This window comes from Pseudomonas canadensis, assembly GCF_000503215.1.
Taxonomy (GTDB): Bacteria; Pseudomonadota; Gammaproteobacteria; order Pseudomonadales; family Pseudomonadaceae; genus Aquipseudomonas; species Aquipseudomonas canadensis.
Map to the genome: position 1 here is coordinate 110,245 of NZ_KI628539.1, position 16,540 is coordinate 126,784.

General features: G+C 60.7%; 19 protein-coding genes. 14 read left to right on the forward strand and 5 right to left on the reverse strand.

Annotation, left to right across the window (positions count from 1 at the left end; all coding sequences use genetic code 11):
• Nucleotides 1-66 precede the first annotated feature (66 nt).
• Nucleotides 67-357 (reverse strand): DUF3565 domain-containing protein, encoded by a 291-nt coding sequence (locus U367_RS0123225; RefSeq protein ID WP_032864469.1) that lies wholly within the window; start codon nt 355-357, stop codon nt 67-69.
• Between U367_RS0123225 and U367_RS0123230 the strand changes: the two genes are divergently transcribed.
• Complete coding sequence (locus U367_RS0123230; RefSeq protein WP_003188398.1) at nt 356-841, forward strand: FKBP-type peptidyl-prolyl cis-trans isomerase; 486 nt, start codon at nt 356-358, stop codon at nt 839-841. The genes U367_RS0123225 and U367_RS0123230 overlap by 2 nt on opposite strands.
• A 355-nt stretch (nt 842-1,196) precedes the next feature.
• Here the strand turns inward: U367_RS0123230 and rpsT are convergent, their stop codons facing one another.
• On the reverse strand, nt 1,197-1,475 hold the full coding sequence (gene rpsT / locus U367_RS0123235; protein WP_016976313.1) for a 30S ribosomal protein S20: 279 nt from the start codon (nt 1,473-1,475) through the stop codon (nt 1,197-1,199).
• 253 nt (nt 1,476-1,728) lie between these two features.
• Between rpsT and murJ the strand changes: the two genes are divergently transcribed.
• The 6 genes from murJ (at nt 1,729) to ispH (ending at nt 9,251) form a co-directional block, all read left to right on the forward strand.
• A complete protein-coding gene (gene murJ, locus U367_RS0123240; RefSeq protein ID WP_028618777.1) occupies nt 1,729-3,267 on the forward strand; it encodes a murein biosynthesis integral membrane protein MurJ in 1,539 nt (512 codons plus the stop codon).
• 119 nt (nt 3,268-3,386) lie between these two features.
• Entirely contained in the window at nt 3,387-4,325 is a 939-nt protein-coding gene (ribF, locus tag U367_RS0123245) for a bifunctional riboflavin kinase/FAD synthetase (protein WP_010213269.1), read from the forward strand.
• A 14-nt stretch (nt 4,326-4,339) separates the two neighbouring features.
• On the forward strand, nt 4,340-7,171 hold the full coding sequence (gene ileS / locus U367_RS0123250; RefSeq protein ID WP_028618778.1) for an isoleucine--tRNA ligase: 2,832 nt from the start codon (nt 4,340-4,342) through the stop codon (nt 7,169-7,171).
• Nucleotides 7,164-7,673, forward strand: coding sequence for a signal peptidase II (gene lspA / locus U367_RS0123255; RefSeq protein ID WP_028618779.1), 510 nt, complete (start codon nt 7,164-7,166; stop codon nt 7,671-7,673). Before ileS ends, lspA begins: the two co-directional genes overlap by 8 nt.
• Nucleotides 7,674-7,680: 7 nt before the next feature.
• Entirely contained in the window at nt 7,681-8,118 is a 438-nt protein-coding gene (gene fkpB, locus U367_RS0123260; protein WP_173390393.1) for an FKBP-type peptidyl-prolyl cis-trans isomerase, read from the forward strand.
• Nucleotides 8,119-8,303: 185 nt separating this feature from the next.
• On the forward strand, nt 8,304-9,251 hold the full coding sequence (gene ispH, locus U367_RS0123265; RefSeq protein WP_016976308.1) for a 4-hydroxy-3-methylbut-2-enyl diphosphate reductase: 948 nt from the start codon (nt 8,304-8,306) through the stop codon (nt 9,249-9,251).
• On the opposite strand, the gene U367_RS0123270 is transcribed toward ispH, so the two are convergent.
• Entirely contained in the window at nt 9,205-9,786 is a 582-nt protein-coding gene (locus tag U367_RS0123270; protein ID WP_028618780.1) for a GspH/FimT family pseudopilin, read from the reverse strand. The two genes, ispH and U367_RS0123270, sit on opposite strands and share 47 nt — an antisense overlap.
• A gap of 192 nt (nt 9,787-9,978) precedes the next feature.
• Between U367_RS0123270 and pilV the strand changes: the two genes are divergently transcribed.
• The 5 genes from pilV (at nt 9,979) to thiO (ending at nt 13,291) form a co-directional block, all read left to right on the forward strand.
• Nucleotides 9,979-10,464, forward strand: coding sequence for a type IV pilus modification protein PilV (pilV, locus tag U367_RS0123275; protein ID WP_028618781.1), 486 nt, complete (start codon nt 9,979-9,981; stop codon nt 10,462-10,464).
• Complete coding sequence (locus U367_RS0123280) at nt 10,461-11,168, forward strand: PilW family protein (RefSeq protein WP_028618782.1); 708 nt, start codon at nt 10,461-10,463, stop codon at nt 11,166-11,168. The genes pilV and U367_RS0123280 overlap by 4 nt, the downstream gene beginning before the upstream one ends.
• A 7-nt stretch (nt 11,169-11,175) precedes the next feature.
• A complete protein-coding gene (locus U367_RS0123285) occupies nt 11,176-11,706 on the forward strand; it encodes a pilus assembly PilX family protein (protein ID WP_028618783.1) in 531 nt (176 codons plus the stop codon).
• An 11-nt stretch (nt 11,707-11,717) separates the two neighbouring features.
• Nucleotides 11,718-12,119: a type IV pilin protein gene (locus tag U367_RS0123290; RefSeq protein ID WP_028618784.1), complete on the forward strand. Its 402-nt coding sequence runs from the start codon at nt 11,718-11,720 to the stop codon at nt 12,117-12,119.
• A gap of 62 nt (nt 12,120-12,181) precedes the next feature.
• A complete protein-coding gene (thiO, locus tag U367_RS0123295; RefSeq protein WP_028618785.1) occupies nt 12,182-13,291 on the forward strand; it encodes a glycine oxidase ThiO in 1,110 nt (369 codons plus the stop codon).
• Here thiO and U367_RS0123300 read toward each other — a convergent pair.
• Nucleotides 13,278-13,511 carry a PP0621 family protein gene (locus U367_RS0123300; RefSeq protein ID WP_028618786.1) on the reverse strand — a complete coding sequence of 78 codons (234 nt, stop codon included), beginning with the start codon at nt 13,509-13,511 and terminating at the stop codon, nt 13,278-13,280. The two genes, thiO and U367_RS0123300, sit on opposite strands and share 14 nt — an antisense overlap.
• Nucleotides 13,512-13,636: 125 nt before the next feature.
• Entirely contained in the window at nt 13,637-14,662 is a 1,026-nt protein-coding gene (locus tag U367_RS0123305; protein WP_028618787.1) for an outer membrane protein assembly factor BamD, read from the reverse strand.
• Nucleotides 14,663-14,811: 149 nt separating this feature from the next.
• Here U367_RS0123305 and rluD point away from each other — a divergent pair, with 149 nt between their 5' ends.
• Together rluD and pgeF are read left to right on the forward strand one after the other, a co-directional pair.
• Entirely contained in the window at nt 14,812-15,774 is a 963-nt protein-coding gene (gene rluD / locus U367_RS0123310) for a 23S rRNA pseudouridine(1911/1915/1917) synthase RluD (protein WP_016976299.1), read from the forward strand.
• A complete protein-coding gene (gene pgeF / locus U367_RS0123315; protein ID WP_028618788.1) occupies nt 15,771-16,496 on the forward strand; it encodes a peptidoglycan editing factor PgeF in 726 nt (241 codons plus the stop codon). The genes rluD and pgeF overlap by 4 nt, the downstream gene beginning before the upstream one ends.
• Nucleotides 16,497-16,540: the final 44 nt, after the last annotated feature.

Consider the following 16,540-nt stretch of genomic DNA (forward strand, 5'->3'; position numbering starts at 1 on the left):
AGGTGCATGGCTTCGGTGAGGTTCTATGGTTGAACGTCTACCGGGAATCAGGCGCCAAGGTTATCGTTATTCGTGTGCTCGCGCACACCAGCCGCAGGCAAAGGGCTGGCCTATTTTTTCAAGGCGTTGCGCGGGGTCGAGTACCCAGGCGCGGGATTGCCAGGGTGGCTGGTGGCGCAGGTGCTGGGTGTGGCCGCAAGAGAGCTCGGCGACCCAGTGTTGATCGTCGTCCTGGTGGAACCCGATGATGAAGGATGCCGTTGATCGGTCCCGTCTGTCCGGGTTCTGTTCGCTTTCGGGCAAATCCTTGTTTAGACTTGTCCGTTCTTCATTCTTATGCAAAAGGTCTCGCCCCATGACGATCGCCGCTAACAAGGCTGTCTCCATCGACTATACCCTGACCAACGACGCTGGTGAGGTCATCGACAGCTCCGCCGGCGGCGCGCCGCTGGTCTACCTGCAAGGCGCAGGTAACATCATCCCAGGCCTGGAGAAGGCACTGGAAGGCAAGAACGTCGGTGATGAGCTGACCGTTGCCGTAGAACCTGAAGATGCCTACGGCGAGTACTCGGCCGAACTGGTCAGCACCCTGAGCCGCAGCATGTTCGAAGGCGTTGACGAGCTGGAAGTGGGCATGCAGTTCCACGCTTCCGCGCCGGACGGCCAAATGCAGATCGTGACTATCCGTGATCTGGACGGCGACGACGTGACCGTCGACGGCAACCACCCTCTGGCTGGCCAGCGCCTGAACTTCCAAGTGAAGATCGTTGCCATCCGCGACGCCTCCCAGGAAGAAGTGGCTCATGGTCACGTCCACGGTGAAGGCGGTCATCACCATTGATCGTGGTTTGATCAATAGGTAGCAAAACGCCCCGACTGGTTCGGGGCGTTTTTTTGCCTGCATTTTTTGGTTGACCGGTTTCCAGTGGTGAGCGGGCTTTTTGTGGTGAGCGGGCTTGCCCCGCGCCGGGGCGCGAAGCGGCCCTAAAACCTGAGATTGGGTTCTGTCTGGAGGAACGCGTTGAATGTATTGGGGCTGCTGCGCAGCCCAGCGCGGGGCAAGCCCGCTCACCACAAAAAAGCCGCACATCCCGCAGGGGGGGATTTTCAGGCCCCAACAAAAATGCCCCGGACCTTTCGGTACGGGGCATTTCTTAACTGTTACGCAACCTGGGTTGCGATGCAGTTGTTACCACTTAGGCTGCAGCAGCGACGCTCAGAGCCTTGATGTGGCCATTCAGACGGCTCTTATGACGAGCGGCCTTGTTCTTGTGGATGATGCCTTTATCGGCCATGCGGTCGATAACTGGCACAGCCAGAACGTAAGCTGCTTGAGCTTTTTCAGCGTCTTTGGTGTCGATGGCTTTAACTACATTCTTGATGTAGGTACGAACCATGGAACGCAGGCTGGCGTTGTGGCTGCGACGCTTCTCAGCCTGTTTTGCACGTTTTTTGGCGGAAGGTGTGTTGGCCACCGTCGAGCTCCTCGAAAGACTTTTTAGGAAATAGCAAACAAAATAGGCCGCGAATCATGCCGATGACTTGACGTGTTGTCAAGGGCGGCTGATGCGAACTGCTGAGTGGTCGATCTGAAGAGGCGGGTGATTTATTTCCGGCGCTTGACCTGTAAACTCGCGAGCTTTGGCTCTGTGCTGTTGCAGGCGCGCAGTATCGCATAAGTAGGCGCTTTGTTCGCCTGCTCTTTATCTAAAGGCGCAAACTCTTTCAATGAATCTGCTCAAATCGTTGGCCGCCGTCAGCTCTATCACAATGATCTCCCGGGTTCTGGGGTTTGTACGCGACACGCTGCTGGCGCGCATTTTCGGCGCCAGCATGGCCACGGATGCCTTCTTTATCGCCTTTAAACTGCCCAACCTGCTGCGGCGGATCTTTGCCGAAGGTGCGTTTTCCCAGGCCTTCGTGCCGATCCTGGCCGAATACAAGACCCAGCAGGGCGAGGAAGCCACCCGCACCTTTATTGCCTATGTTTCGGGCCTGTTGACCCTGGTGTTGATGTTGGTGACCGTGCTCGGCATGCTCGCCGCCCCCTGGGTGATCTGGGCCACGGCGCCCGGTTTTGCCAATACCCCGGAAAAATTCGCGCTGACCACCGACCTGTTGCGCGTGACCTTTCCTTATATATTGCTGATCTCCCTCTCATCCCTGGCCGGGGCGATCCTCAATACCTGGAACCGTTTCTCGGTGCCGGCCTTCGTGCCGACCCTGCTGAACGTCAGCATGATTATTTTCGCGCTGTTCCTTACGCCATACTTTGATCCACCGGTGATGGCCCTGGGCTGGGCGGTACTGGCCGGCGGCCTGGCGCAATTGCTCTATCAACTACCGCACCTGAAAAAGATTGGCATGCTTGTCTTGCCGCGCCTGAACCTCAAGGACACCGGCGTATGGCGCGTGATGCGCAATATGCTGCCAGCGATCCTCGGTGTGTCGGTCAGTCAGATTTCCCTGATCATCAATACCGCGTTCGCCTCGCTGCTGGTCTCAGGCTCGGTGTCGTGGATGTACTACGCCGACCGCCTCATGGAATTGCCGTCCGGCGTGCTGGGCGTGGCGCTGGGCACGATTCTGCTGCCAACCCTGGCGCGCACTTACGCCAGCAAGGATCGCCAGGAGTATTCGCGCATCCTCGATTGGGGGTTGCGCCTGTGCTTTGTGCTGGTGCTGCCATGTGCGCTGGCGCTGGGGATCCTGGCCGAACCGTTGACCGTGTCGCTGTTTCAATACGGTCAGTTCGATGCCCATGACGCCTTGATGACCCAGCACGCGCTGGTCGCCTATTCCGTCGGGCTGCTCGGCATCATCGTGATCAAAGTGCTGGCTCCCGGCTTCTATGCCCAGCAAAACATCCGTACGCCGGTGAAAATCGCGATATTCACGCTAATCGTCACGCAACTGCTCAACCTGGTGTTTATCGGCCCGCTGGCCCACGCCGGCCTTGCCCTGGCGATCAGTGCCGGTGCTTGCATCAACGCCGGGCTGTTGTTTTACCAATTGCGTAAGCAGCAGATGTTCCAGCCGCAGCCAGGCTGGGGCCTGTTTGCCCTCAAGTTGCTGGTGGCGGTGGCCATGATGTCGGCCGTGCTGTTGGGCCTGATGCACTTCATGCCGGCGTGGGAGGAAGGTCATATGCTGGAGCGCTTCATGCGTCTTGGCGTGTTGGTCGTCGCGGGTGTGGTGGTGTACTTCGGGATGTTGCTGCTGCAAGGCTTCCGCCTGAGGGATTTCAATCGCAAGTCCCTGGGTTAGAGAGTTTGCCGCGATAAAACGGTTGTTTTATCGATTCGATCCATTTGGCCTGTGCTGTTGCCTGTCGTCCGGGGCCGGGTGTGGTTATAATCGACCACTTTATGAGCAAGAAGCGCGTTATGCAGCTGGTTCGAGGTCTCCACAACCTGCGCCCCGAGCATCGGGGCTGCGTCGCCACTATTGGCAACTTTGACGGTGTTCACCGTGGCCACCAGGCTATCCTGGCTCGGCTGCGCGAACGCGCGGTCGAGTTGGGCGTGCCCAGCTGCGTGGTGATTTTCGAGCCACAGCCGCGGGAATACTTTACCCCCGAGACCGCGCCGGCCCGCCTGGCCCGCCTGCGGGACAAGCTGCAATTGCTGGCAGAAGAGGGCGTGGACCGTGTCCTCTGCCTGGCCTTCAACCAGCGTTTGCAAAGCCTGAGCGCCGCCGAGTTCGTCGACCGCATCCTGGTTGATGGCCTGGGCGTGCAGCATTTGGAGGTCGGTGACGACTTCCGCTTTGGTTGCGACCGCGTCGGGGATTTCGATTTCCTGCAGCATGCGGGCGTCAACCAGGGGTTTACCGTCGAAGCCGCACAAACCGTCGAACTGGACGGCCTGCGCGTGAGCAGTACCCAGGTGCGTAATGCCCTGGCCGCTGCCGACTTCGCCTTGGCCGAGCGTTTGCTCGGTCGCCCGTTCCGCATTGCCGGAAGGGTCCTGCACGGCCAGAAGCTGGCGCGCCAATTGGGCACGCCAACCGCCAACGTGCAACTCAAGCGCCGTCGTGTGCCGCTGACCGGGGTTTACCTCGTCAGCGTCGACATCGACGGCCAATCGTGGCCCGGAGTCGCCAACATAGGCGTCAGGCCCACGGTTGCAGGTGATGGCAAGGCCCACCTGGAAGTACATCTGTTGGATTTTGCCGGTGATCTGTATGACCGGCGTTTGACGGTGGTTTTCCACCAGAAGCTGCGTGAAGAGCAGCGTTTCGCCTCCCTTGAGGCGTTGAAAACGGCGATCAATGCGGATGTCGCCGCCGCCCGTGCACTAGCCGCACCTAGCGCCCATCGCTAACCGAAGAGCCTTAAATGACCGACTATAAAGCCACGCTAAACCTTCCGGACACCGCCTTCCCAATGAAGGCCGGCCTGCCACAGCGCGAACCGCAGATCCTGCAGCGCTGGGACAGTATTGGCCTGTACGGAAAGTTGCGCGAGATTGGCAAGGATCGTCCGAAATTCGTCCTGCACGACGGCCCTCCTTATGCCAATGGCACGATTCACATCGGTCATGCGCTGAACAAGATTCTCAAGGACATGATCCTGCGCTCGAAAACCCTATCGGGCTTCGACGCGCCGTATGTTCCGGGTTGGGACTGCCACGGCCTGCCGATCGAACACAAAGTCGAAGTGACCTACGGCAAGAACCTGGGCGCGGATAAAACCCGCGAACTGTGCCGTGCCTACGCCACGGAGCAAATCGAAGGGCAGAAGTCCGAATTCATCCGCCTGGGCGTGCTCGGCGAGTGGGACAACCCGTACAAGACCATGAACTTCAAGAACGAGGCCGGGGAAATCCGTGCCTTGGCCGAAATCGTCAAGGGCGGTTTCGTGTTCAAGGGCCTCAAGCCCGTGAACTGGTGCTTCGACTGTGGTTCGGCCCTGGCCGAAGCGGAAGTCGAGTACGAAGACAAGAAGTCCTCGACCATCGACGTGGCCTTCCCGATCGCCGACGAGGCCAAGCTGGCCGAGGCCTTTGGCCTGGCTTCGCTGGCCAAGCCAGCCGCCATCGTGATCTGGACCACCACCCCGTGGACCATCCCGGCCAACCAGGCGCTGAACGTGCACCCGGAATTCACCTACGCCCTGGTGGACGTCGGTGACCGCCTATTGGTGCTGGCCGAGGAAATGGTCGAGGCCTGCCTGGCCCGCTACGAGCTGCAAGGTTCGGTCATCGCCACCACCACCGGCTCCGCGCTGGAACTGATCAACTTCCGCCACCCGTTCTATGACCGTCTGTCGCCGGTGTACCTGGCTGACTACGTTGAACTGGGCTCGGGCACCGGTATCGTTCACTGCTCGCCTGCCTATGGCGTAGACGACTTTGTGATCTGCAAGAAGTACGGCCTGGTCAACGACGACATCATCAACCCGGTGCAAAGCAACGGTGTTTACGTGCCGTCGCTGGAGTTCTTCGGCGGCCAGTTCATCTTCAAGGCCGATCAGCCGATCATCGAAAAACTGCGCGAAGTCGGTGCGCTGATGCAAACCGCCACCATCCAGCACAGCTACATGCACTGCTGGCGCCACAAGACCCCGCTGATCTACCGCGCCACCGCGCAGTGGTTCATCGGCATGGACAAAGAGCCAACCAGCGGCGACACGCTGCGTGTCCGCTCGCTCAAAGCCATCGAAGACACCCAGTTCGTCCCGGCCTGGGGCCAGGCGCGCCTGCACTCGATGATCGCCAACCGTCCGGACTGGTGCATCTCCCGCCAGCGTAACTGGGGCGTGCCGATCCCGTTCTTCCTGAACAAGGAAAGCGGCGAGCTGCACCCACGTACCGTCGAACTGATGGAGCAGGTGGCCCAACGCGTTGAACAGGAAGGCATCGAGGCCTGGTTCAAGCTGGACGCCGCCGAACTGCTGGGCGACGAAGCGCCGCAGTACGACAAGATCAGCGACACCCTGGACGTGTGGTTCGACTCCGGCACCACTCACTGGCACGTGCTGCGCGGCTCGCACCCGATGGGTCACGAAACCGGTCCGCGTGCCGACCTGTACCTGGAAGGCTCGGACCAACACCGTGGCTGGTTCCACTCGTCGTTGCTGACCGGTTGCGCCATCGACAACCACGCGCCGTACCGCGAACTGCTGACTCACGGTTTTACCGTCGACGAGACGGGCCGCAAAATGTCCAAGTCGCTGAAGAACGTGATCGAGCCGAAGAAGATCAACGACACCCTGGGCGCCGACATCATGCGTCTGTGGGTTGCGTCGACCGACTATTCGGGCGAAATCGCCGTGTCGGACCAGATCCTGGCCCGCAGCGCCGATGCCTACCGCCGTATCCGCAATACCGCACGTTTCCTGCTGTCGAACCTGACCGGTTTCAACCCGGCCACCGACATCCTGGCGGCTGAGGACATGCTCGCCCTCGACCGTTGGGCCGTGGACCGTACCCTGTTGCTGCAACGCGAGTTGCAGGAAAACTACGGCGAGTATCGCTTCTGGAACGTGTACTCGAAGATCCACAACTTCTGCGTGCAGGAACTGGGTGGTTTCTACCTCGACATCATCAAGGACCGCCAGTACACCACCGGCGCCAACAGCAAGGCGCGCCGCTCGGCGCAGACCGCGCTGTTCCACATCTCCGAAGCGCTGGTGCGCTGGATCGCGCCGATCCTGGCCTTCACCGCCGACGAACTGTGGGAATACCTGCCGGGCGAGCGCAACGAGTCCGTGATGCTCAACACCTGGTACGAAGGCCTGACCGAACTGCCGGCCGACTTCGAACTGGGCCGCGAGTACTGGGAAGGCGTGATGGCCGTGAAGGTTGCGGTGAACAAGGAGCTGGAAGTGCAACGTGCGGCCAAGGCCGTCGGTGGCAACCTGCAAGCCGAAGTCACCCTGTTTGCCGAGGAAGGCCTGACCGCCGACCTGGCCAAGCTGAGCAACGAACTGCGCTTCGTGCTGATCACCTCTACCGCGAGCCTGGCGCCATTCGCCCAGGCCCCGGCGGACGCGGTCGCCACCGAAGTGCCGGGCCTCAAGCTCAAAGTGGTCAAGTCGGCCTTCCCTAAATGCGCCCGTTGCTGGCACTGCCGTGAAGATGTTGGCGTGAACCCTGAGCATCCGGAAATCTGTGGTCGTTGCGTCGACAACATCTCGGGTGCTGGTGAGGTTCGCCACTATGCCTGATACCAGTCGTTTCGGACGTCTGGGCTGGCTCGTACTGAGTCTGCTGGTCCTGGTCATCGACCAGGTCAGCAAGGCTCATTTCGAAGGCTCCCTGCAGATGTTCCAGCAGATCGTGGTGATCCCGGATTACTTCAGCTGGACCCTGGCCTACAACACTGGCGCCGCGTTCAGCTTTTTGGCGGATAGCGGCGGCTGGCAGCGCTGGCTGTTCGCCTTGATCGCCGTGGTCGTCAGTGCGGTGCTGGTGGTGTGGCTCAAGCGTCTTGGCCGTGATGACACCTGGCTGGCGATCGCCTTGGCGCTGGTATTGGGCGGTGCGCTGGGCAATCTTTACGACCGCATTGCCCTCGGCCATGTGATCGACTTTATCCTGGTGCATTGGCAGAACCGCTGGTACTTCCCGGCGTTCAACTTTGCCGACAGCGCCATCACCGTCGGTGCAATCATGCTGGCGTTGGACATGTTCAAAAGTAAGAAAACCGGAGAGACCGTCAATGACTGATCAGGTATTGGCTGAGCAACGCATCGGCCAGAACACGGAAGTCACCTTGCATTTCGCACTGCGCCTGGAGAATGGCGATACGGTCGACAGCACGTTCGACAAAGCCCCGGCCACCTTCAAGGTCGGCGATGGCAACCTGCTGCCGGGTTTCGAAGCGGCCCTGTTCGGCTTCAAGGCTGGCGACAAGCGCACCCTGCAGATCCTGCCGGAAAACGCCTTTGGCCAGCCCAACCCGCAAAACGTGCAGATCATCCCGCGTTCGCAGTTCCAGGACATGGACCTGTCGGAAGGCTTGTTGGTGATCTTCAACGATGCGGCGAATACCGAACTGCCTGGTGTGGTAAAAACCTTCGATGACGCGCAAGTGACCATCGACTTCAACCACCCGTTGGCCGGTAAAACCTTGACCTTTGATGTTGAAATCATCGACGTTAAAGCGATCTAACAGATGAAACCGGCGCCTGCGAGCGCTGGCCTGTGTAGGAGCCGGCTTGCCGGCGATGCAGACGCCTCGGTGTATCGTCGACACCGCGGTGATGTTATCGCCGGCAAGCCGGCTCCTACAGGACTCGGCGCTCGCAAGGGCCCGAGTTGATCCATTTTCTTGCCCTGCAAGACACGAGGCACAGCATGCAAATCAAACTCGCCAACCCCCGTGGCTTCTGCGCCGGCGTGGACCGGGCGATCGAAATCGTCAACCGCGCCCTGGAAGTCTTCGGGCCGCCGATTTACGTGCGTCATGAAGTCGTCCACAACAAATTCGTGGTCGAAGACCTGCGCGCGCGCGGCGCCATCTTTGTCGAAGAGCTGGACCAGGTGCCGGACGACGTCATTGTCATCTTCAGCGCCCACGGTGTTTCCCAGGCCGTGCGTACCGAAGCGGCAGGCCGTGGCCTCAAAGTCTTCGATGCGACCTGCCCGCTGGTCACCAAGGTGCATATCGAAGTGGCGCGCTACAGCCGTGACGGTCGAGAGTGCATCCTGATTGGCCATGCCGGCCACCCGGAAGTCGAAGGCACCATGGGCCAGTATGACGCCAGCAATGGCGGGGCGATTTACCTGGTGGAAGACGAAAAAGATGTCGCCAGCCTGCAGGTGCACAACCCCGAGCGCCTGGCATTCGTGACCCAGACTACCTTGTCCATGGATGACACCAGCCGCGTGATCGACGCGCTGCGCAGCCGCTTCCCGGCGATTGGCGGCCCACGCAAGGACGACATCTGCTACGCCACTCAAAACCGGCAGGACGCGGTCAAGCAACTGGCCGATGAATGCGATGTGGTTTTGGTTGTCGGCAGCCCTAACAGCTCAAACTCCAACCGCCTGCGTGAGTTGGCTGAACGCATGGCAACGCCGGCGTACCTGATCGATGGCGCCGAAGACATGCAACGCAGCTGGTTCGATGGCGTCGAGCGTATCGGTATCACGGCGGGCGCTTCGGCCCCGGAAGTGCTGGTGCGCGGCGTTATCCAGCAGTTGCATGCCTGGGGCGCCACTGGTGCCGATGAGCTGGCTGGCCGTGAAGAGAACATCACCTTCTCCATGCCCAAGGAGCTGCGGGTTCGCTCGCTGCTCTGAGTACCTGTGTGCCGGAGTAGCTCCGGCACAACGCCTGCTCGGCACGCTCGCTGCGCAGGCTGATGCGCCCGCTGGGCGCCAGTACGACCTGATACAGGCTCTGCGCCTGATCTGTGGCGCATACGTGCACGGTGCCAGCGCGAAAACCTCCTCCTGAAAACACCGGTTCGCCTAGTCCGCTGAAGCGCACCTGATTCTTGACAGGCCCATTGCCAACGATCGCCACGCCGCCATTGTCCTGGTGCTCCAGCAGTACTGGGTTGTCGTCATCCAGATAGCCGCGTCCGCTCACATCCACAATGACCCGCCAGCCCTGGCTCCAGTCGTCTTTCCGCGCATGAATCACCACCGGTTGGTTACGGGCGATGGCTTCAGTCCGGGCGTAGCGCAGGCCTGTGGCCAAGGATTGCGCGACGCCCTGTCGCTGCTGTGATTCCAGCAAACCCTTGAAGCTGGGGGTGGCCAGGCTGGCCAGGATGCCGCTCACGATCAGCCCGAGCAGCAGTTCGATCAGGGTGAAGCCTTGTTGGCGCATGTCTCGTCCGTCCTTGGATTCAGGTGAAGCACTAGGTATAGCGCCCAGTACGTTGCGCCGAATGATGGCCTTCATGTCCAAAGTATTTCCCTTTGTTCCGGGAGCAGCGCGAGCGAAAAACCGACGCTAGTCTTGGGTCGTACAGCAGATTTCTCCTGCTTTTTTCGGACCTCGACACGGATGACGACGGTAATGCTTGCTTGCCCCAACAGCGGTTTCCCCGAGGATTTTTCTAGGCGCCAAATCGGCATGACGCTGATCGAGGTGCTGGTTGCAGTGTTGATTCTCGCCATTGGCCTGCTGGGTGCGGCGGTGATCCAGCTCAATGCGCTCAAGTACACCGACAGTTCCAGGATGACCAGCCAGGCGAGTTTCATTGCCTACGACATGCTCGACCGAATCCGTGCCAATTCCGCTGTCGACTACTCCTGGGGGCGGGCCGAGCGTGATCCTGCCAGCAGTGCGTCAGCCAGCGTGCGCGACCTGGATTTGCATGATTTCGAGGCCAATATCCTCGGTTTTGCCGGGGCGAGCGCCAAAGGCTCGGTGTCGGTCAGTGCAGGCGAGGTGACGGTCAGCATCAGTTGGGACGATAGCCGGGGCGCAAACAGACCGGGTGCCCGGGAAACATTCACCCTGACCAGCCGCATCGATGATGAGTCGAGGGGCGCGCAATGAGGTGGAGTGTTAGGGGATTCAGCTTGGTGGAATTGCTACTGGCGTTGGCCATGGGCTTGGTAGTGGTGCTTGGGGTCACCCAAGTGCTGATCAGTTCCAGAGCCACTCACGCCAGCCAGCAGGCCGCCATGTTGCTGCAGGACGATGCACGGTTCTCACTGGGCAAGATGACCCAGGATATTCGCCAGGCGGGCATGTTTGGCTGTTTGGCCACGGCGTCTATCGACAATGCCCCATCCGCTTTTGATCAGCCTGTCAGTTGGAAGGCCGAGGCGGGGGTGAAGTCGCTGTCGCTGGTGACAACTGATGTCGGTCTGGAAAGTGGCAAGCCTGACTGGACCGTATTGTCCGACTGCACGGGGACCGCCCAAGCGTATGTTGGCAGTGCGCCAGCGCCTGCCCCCGGACAGATCCGCTTTGCGCTGCGCCAGATCACCTACACCTTCGAAGCCGGCCAATTGAAAGTCAGTACGCCTGCGGCGCCTGCCAAGGCCGTGCTGGTGGATAACGTGCAGGCTTTCGATATCAGCTTTGGCGTGGCTGCCAAACCTTCGTCGACGGAGGTGGCGCGTTACGACGCGAGTCCGGCGGACCTTGCCTTGATACGCAGTGTGCGCATCCTGATGACGCTGCAAGACCCAGCCGGGCGCGTGAAGGATCAAACCTACAGCGTCGTGGCGGCGCTGCGAAACCGGCTGGGGTAGGGGGGCCATGATGCTTAAAGAGCCTATTCGTCTGCGGCAGGCGGGCATGGTGCTGCTGATCAGCCTGGTGTTGTTGTTGCTGTTGTCGCTGATCGGGCTGTCATCCCAGCAAGGGGCGGTGAGCCAGCAAAAGGTCACCGCTAGCCTCTGGCACCGCAATCAGTCGCTGCAAAGCGCCGAGAGTGGCTTGCGGCGTGGTGAGTCAGTCGTAAAGCGATCATTTGCGATGCTGCCGCCTTGCCGGTCGGTTGTCACCTGCGCACCGCCGGCCGCCGCCTATTCGGTGGCTGGGGCGGGGCTGGACCCTGTTTCGGGGATCACTTGGACTGCACTGGACGGCGGTCTATACGGCATTCAATCCCTGGGACCCTCGGTGGGGCTGGCGCATTTGCCACCACGCACCGTGGCCGACGCGTATCGAGTGACGGCTGTCGGGTTGAGCGGCCAATTGCGCACGGTGCTGGAGAGCGTCTATGCGCATGTAGAAGAGGAGGGCGGCTTGCGTTTCCGGCGGGTGGCCTGGCGGCAACTTCAATAAGGAGCGTTGAAATGGGCATGGACAGCCAGGGCTTTACCCTGATTGAGTTACTGATCGCCGTGGCGATCATTGCGGTGCTGGCCGGGATTGCTTACCCCGGCTACACCAGCCATATGAAAAAAGTCTATCGCGTGGAAATCGTCGCGTTATTGACCGATCAGGCTCAGCATCTGGAGCGTTTTTATACAAGGAACGGTACTTTTATTGATGCAAGCGGCGTCAGCGAGGGCAATGATCGCTATAGAATCACCGCAGCATTGAACCCTCAGGATTTCCAGCTGGTGGCTACGCCTGGCGTCCGCTCGGTGATGACCGGCGATCTTTGCGGCGACTTCAGCCTGGCCAGTACCGGTGCGCGGACCAATCCGGGCGCGGCACCTGAAATGTCGCGCAAGCTGTGCTGGGGGCAATGATGAGGGTGCTGGATGACTGGGCGCCAAGTGCGCGTGTTCCTATTTATCGGCTGGATCAAATGATGGCAGAGCAACAGCAGGTAGTGATTGTCGGTGGCGGGGTCATCGGCTTGTTGACAGCGTTCAACCTGGCGACCCAAGGGCAAGCCGTAGTGCTGCTGGAGCGCGCGGGGTTGGGGCGGGAGTCCTCCTGGGCGGGCGGCGGTATTGTCTCGCCGCTGTATCCCTGGCGCTACAGCCCGGCCGTCACCGCACTGGCCCATTGGTCCCAAGACTTTTATCCTCAGTTGGCACAGCGCCTGTTTGCCCAGACCGGTGTCGACCCGGAGGTGCATACCACGGGCCTGTACTGGCTGGACCTGGACGACGAAGCCGAAGCCCTGGCCTGGGCTGCGCGAGAAGGCCGCCCCTTGAGCAAAGTGGATGTCTCGGCTGCCCATGATGCCGTTCCGGTGCTGGGCGGCGGGTACTCCAGCGCGGTCTACATGGCTGACGTCGCCAATGTGCGCAACCCGCGCCTGGTCAAATCCCTCAAGGCGGCACTGCTCGCGTTGCCCGGCGTGACCCTCCACGAGCAGTGTGAAGTGACCGGATTTGTTCTGGATGCGGGCAATGTCGTGGGTGTGAACACAGCTGGTGGGCCGATCTTCGGTGATCAGGTTGTACTGGCGGCCGGGGCGTGGAGTGGTGAACTGCTGGGTACTTTGGGCCTGTCGCTGCCGGTCGAGCCGGTCAAAGGCCAGATGATCCTGTACAAATGCGCCTCGGACTTCCTGTCGAGCATGGTCCTGGCCAAGGGGCGTTATGCGATCCCGCGGCGTGACGGGCACATCTTGATCGGCAGTACCCTGGAGCATGAAGGCTTCGACAAGACCCCTACCGACACGGCGCTGCAAAGCCTCAAGGCATCAGCGGTGGAGTTGATTCCCGCCTTGGCGGACGCCGAGGTGGTTGGGCACTGGGCCGGATTGCGCCCTGGTTCGCCGGAAGGCATCCCCTATATTGGCCAAGTGCCGGGCTTCAAAGGCTTGTGGCTCAACTGCGGCCATTACCGCAATGGCCTGGTGCTTGCGCCGGCATCCTGCCAGTTGTTTACCGACTTGCTGCTGGCGCGTACGCCGATCATCGACCCCGCGCCTTATGCGCCCGAAGGTCGGATCAACGCTGGATAGACTTCGGTCCTTGTTCCAGATGCGCCTGGGTGCAATACCACTCCTGGCGCGAGCTCAGGGCGCGATCCTGTGGCAGGTGTACGCCGCAGTGGGCGCAGCGCACCATCAGGGCAGCGTCAGGCTCGCTGGTACGTTGCTGCTTGGCGGCCGGGCTTTTGAATTTGCGCCAGAACCATACTGCGGCGGCAATGACGGCAATCCAGAACAATAGACGAAGCATGATGGGCAGTTTCTCGACAAGGAATGCGCCAGTTTAGCCAAGGACGTGCCAGGCGCACAGCGCAATAAATATCACCCACAAAAAAGGAGCCTCGAAAGGCTCCTTCTTGATGACGCCGGGTGCAATCAGTCGAACACACCGAAGGTCATGTAGCTGAACCACGAACGGTCCTGGTTGTTGCCCAGGGCCTGCGGCTCTTCTTCTTCGATCACGTCGCCGTTCTCGTCATGCGGCTTGAGCTCCGAAGGAATGGCGTCCTTGGCGTCCTGGTACTGCTTGATCACGTCCTGGTTGGCGCGGGTTTCGCCCGGCGGCAGCGGTGGACGGGATTCGATCAGGCCCAGGGTGTACTTGCTCAGCCACGAACGGTTGTCCGCTTCAGCAACCTGAGGCACGAACTGGCCGTCTTTCAGGCTTGGGTGATCCGGGTAGTTGAGCTTCAGGGTTTCCAGGCTGGTGCTGGCCAGCTCGTCCAGGTGCAGACGCTGGTAAGCCTCGGTCATCACCGCCAGGCCGTCACCCACAGAAGGGGTTTCCTGGAAGTTTTCTACCACATAACGACCACGGTTGGCGGCGGCTACGTAGGCCTGACGGGTCAGGTAGTAATGCGCCACGTGGATCTCGTAGGACGCCAGCAGGTTGCGCAGGTAGATCATGCGCTGCTTGGCATCCGGTGCGTAGCGGCTATTGGGGTAGCGGCTGGTCAACTGGGCGAACTCGTTGTAGGAGTCGCGGGCAGCACCCGGGTCACGCTTGGTCATGTCCAGCGGGAGGAAGCGCGCCAGCAGGCCGACGTCCTGGTCGAACGAGGTCAGGCCCTTCATGTAGTAGGCGTAGTCGACGTTCGGGTGCTGCGGATGCAGGCGGATGAAACGCTCGGCGGCGGACTTGGCAGCTTCCGGCTCGGCGTTCTTGTAGTTGGCGTAGATCAACTCGAGCTGGGCCTGGTCGGCATAGCGCCCGAACGGATAACGCGACTCCAGTGCCTTCAGCTTCGCTGTGGCGCTGGTGAAGCTATTATTGTCCAAGTCTTTCTGAGCCAGTTGGTACAACTCGACTTCGCTCAGGTTTTCGTCGACGACTTCCTTTGTTGACGAGCAAGCAGCAGTCATGGCGAGGATGGCGATCAGCAGCAGGTGTTTCACTTGCATGGCGGCTTGCGTCCCTATGACGGCCGCTGTCTTGGGCGGGGCCGTCCTGTTATGATGAGCGCCCCGTTGAAAGCCTCGGGGCAAAAGACGCCGTATTTAACCACAAGCGCGCAGCCGAAACCAAAGGCTACGCCACGCCTAGTCTGAGCATGTCCGATAAAATTGAACTTCGCGCAGAGGTGCCGTCCGAATTGGGCGGCCAACGCCTCGATCAAGTCGCCGCACAATTATTCGCTGAGCACTCGCGCTCGCGCCTTTCCGCCTGGATCAAAGACGGCCGCCTGACTGTGGATGGAGCGGTTATCCGCCCGCGAGACATAGTCCATGGCGGTGCGATTCTTGAGCTGACTGCCGAGCAGGAAGCCCAGGGAGAATGGGTCGCCCAGGACATCGAGCTGGATATCGTCTATGAAGACGACGACATCCTGGTCATCAACAAACCCGCAGGCCTGGTGGTTCACCCGGCGGCCGGGCACGCTGATGGCACCTTGCTCAATGCCCTGCTGCACCACGTGCCGGACATCATCAATGTCCCGCGCTGCGGCATCGTGCACCGTCTGGACAAGGACACCACCGGTTTGATGGTGGTGGCCAAGACCATTCAGGCGCAGACGCAGTTGGTCACACAATTGCAAAGCCGCAGCGTCAGCCGGATCTACGAGTGCATCGTGATCGGCGTGGTGGTAGCGGGTGGCAAGATCAACGCCCCAATCGGTCGCCACGGCCAGCAGCGCCAGCGTATGGCGGTGATGGAAGGCGGCAAGCAGGCCGTTAGCCACTATCGTGTGCTGGAGCGTTTCCGTTCCCACACTCACGTGCGGGTCAAGCTGGAAACCGGCCGTACCCACCAGATTCGCGTGCACATGGCGCACATCAACTTCCCGTTGGTCGGAGATCCGGCCTACGGCGGTCGCTTCCGTATTCCGCCTGCGGCCAGCCAGACCATGGTTGAATCGTTGAAAACCTTCCCGCGCCAGGCCTTGCACGCACGTTTCCTGGAGCTGGACCATCCGACGAGCGGTAAACGGATGAGCTGGGAATCGCCGCTGCCGGACGATCTGGTCTGGCTGCTGTCGCTGCTCAAGCAGGATCGCGAGGCGTTTATCGGATGAGTGACTGGCTGATTCCTGACTGGCCTGCGCCGGCTCAGGTGAAAGCCTGCGTCACCACCCGTGCGGGCGGCGTCAGCCTGACGCCGTTCGACAGCCTCAACCTGGGCGATCACGTCGAGGACAGCCTGGAGGCCGTCCTTGAGAATCGCCGTCGTCTTAGCGATGCCTTCAATATTCAGCCGGCTTGGCTGCGTCAGGTTCATGGTGTGACTGTGGTCGAAGCCGACCCAAATCGCACCGCCGAAGCGGATGGCAGTTGGACCAGCACCCCTGGCATTGCCTGCACCTCCATGACCGCCGATTGCCTGCCTGCGTTGTTCTGCAATCGCGCCGGCACCCATGTGGCGGCGGCCCATGCCGGTTGGCGTGGACTGGCGGCGGGCGTGCTGGAAGCTGCCTTTGAAAGCCTGGATACCGATCCGTGTGAAGTGCTGGTCTGGCTTGGCCCGGCGATTGGTCCGCAAGCCTTTGAAGTCGGCCCGGAAGTGCGTGAAGCCTTCATGCAGCAATTGCCGATCACCGCTGAAGCCTTCGTGCCCAGCCGTAATCCTGGCAAGTTCATGGCCGACATCTATAAGCTGGCCCGTTTGCGCCTGGCCGCACGTGGCGTCACTGCTGTTTATGGTGGGGGGTTCTGCACCGTGACCGACCCGCGCTTCTTTTCTTACCGCCGTAGCCCACGCACCGGTCGGTTTGCCTCCCTTATCTGGCTGGAACGCTAGACTCATCTGATCTGCGTCAACTGTCCGTAGCTTGAATCTCCCAG

What these genes read in the sequence shown, in the direction of transcription:
- U367_RS0123230 (WP_003188398.1), top strand. Translation starts at nt 356, where the DNA reads ATGACGATCGCCGCTAACAAGGCTGTCTCCATCGACTATACCCTGACC.
- U367_RS0123225 (WP_032864469.1), bottom strand. Translation starts at nt 357, where the DNA reads ATGGGGCGAGACCTTTTGCATAAGAATGAAGAACGGACAAGTCTAAAC.
- murJ (WP_028618777.1), top strand. Translation starts at nt 1,729, where the DNA reads ATGAATCTGCTCAAATCGTTGGCCGCCGTCAGCTCTATCACAATGATC.
- ribF (WP_010213269.1), top strand. Translation starts at nt 3,387, where the DNA reads ATGCAGCTGGTTCGAGGTCTCCACAACCTGCGCCCCGAGCATCGGGGC.
- ileS (WP_028618778.1), top strand. Translation starts at nt 4,340, where the DNA reads ATGACCGACTATAAAGCCACGCTAAACCTTCCGGACACCGCCTTCCCA.
- lspA (WP_028618779.1), top strand. Translation starts at nt 7,164, where the DNA reads ATGCCTGATACCAGTCGTTTCGGACGTCTGGGCTGGCTCGTACTGAGT.
- ispH (WP_016976308.1), top strand. Translation starts at nt 8,304, where the DNA reads ATGCAAATCAAACTCGCCAACCCCCGTGGCTTCTGCGCCGGCGTGGAC.
- U367_RS0123270 (WP_028618780.1), bottom strand. Translation starts at nt 9,786, where the DNA reads ATGCGCCAACAAGGCTTCACCCTGATCGAACTGCTGCTCGGGCTGATC.
- pilV (WP_028618781.1), top strand. Translation starts at nt 9,979, where the DNA reads ATGCTTGCTTGCCCCAACAGCGGTTTCCCCGAGGATTTTTCTAGGCGC.
- U367_RS0123280 (WP_028618782.1), top strand. Translation starts at nt 10,461, where the DNA reads ATGAGGTGGAGTGTTAGGGGATTCAGCTTGGTGGAATTGCTACTGGCG.
- U367_RS0123285 (WP_028618783.1), top strand. Translation starts at nt 11,176, where the DNA reads ATGATGCTTAAAGAGCCTATTCGTCTGCGGCAGGCGGGCATGGTGCTG.
- U367_RS0123290 (WP_028618784.1), top strand. Translation starts at nt 11,718, where the DNA reads ATGGGCATGGACAGCCAGGGCTTTACCCTGATTGAGTTACTGATCGCC.
- thiO (WP_028618785.1), top strand. Translation starts at nt 12,182, where the DNA reads ATGGCAGAGCAACAGCAGGTAGTGATTGTCGGTGGCGGGGTCATCGGC.
- U367_RS0123300 (WP_028618786.1), bottom strand. Translation starts at nt 13,511, where the DNA reads ATGCTTCGTCTATTGTTCTGGATTGCCGTCATTGCCGCCGCAGTATGG.
- U367_RS0123305 (WP_028618787.1), bottom strand. Translation starts at nt 14,662, where the DNA reads ATGCAAGTGAAACACCTGCTGCTGATCGCCATCCTCGCCATGACTGCT.
- rluD (WP_016976299.1), top strand. Translation starts at nt 14,812, where the DNA reads ATGTCCGATAAAATTGAACTTCGCGCAGAGGTGCCGTCCGAATTGGGC.
- pgeF (WP_028618788.1), top strand. Translation starts at nt 15,771, where the DNA reads ATGAGTGACTGGCTGATTCCTGACTGGCCTGCGCCGGCTCAGGTGAAA.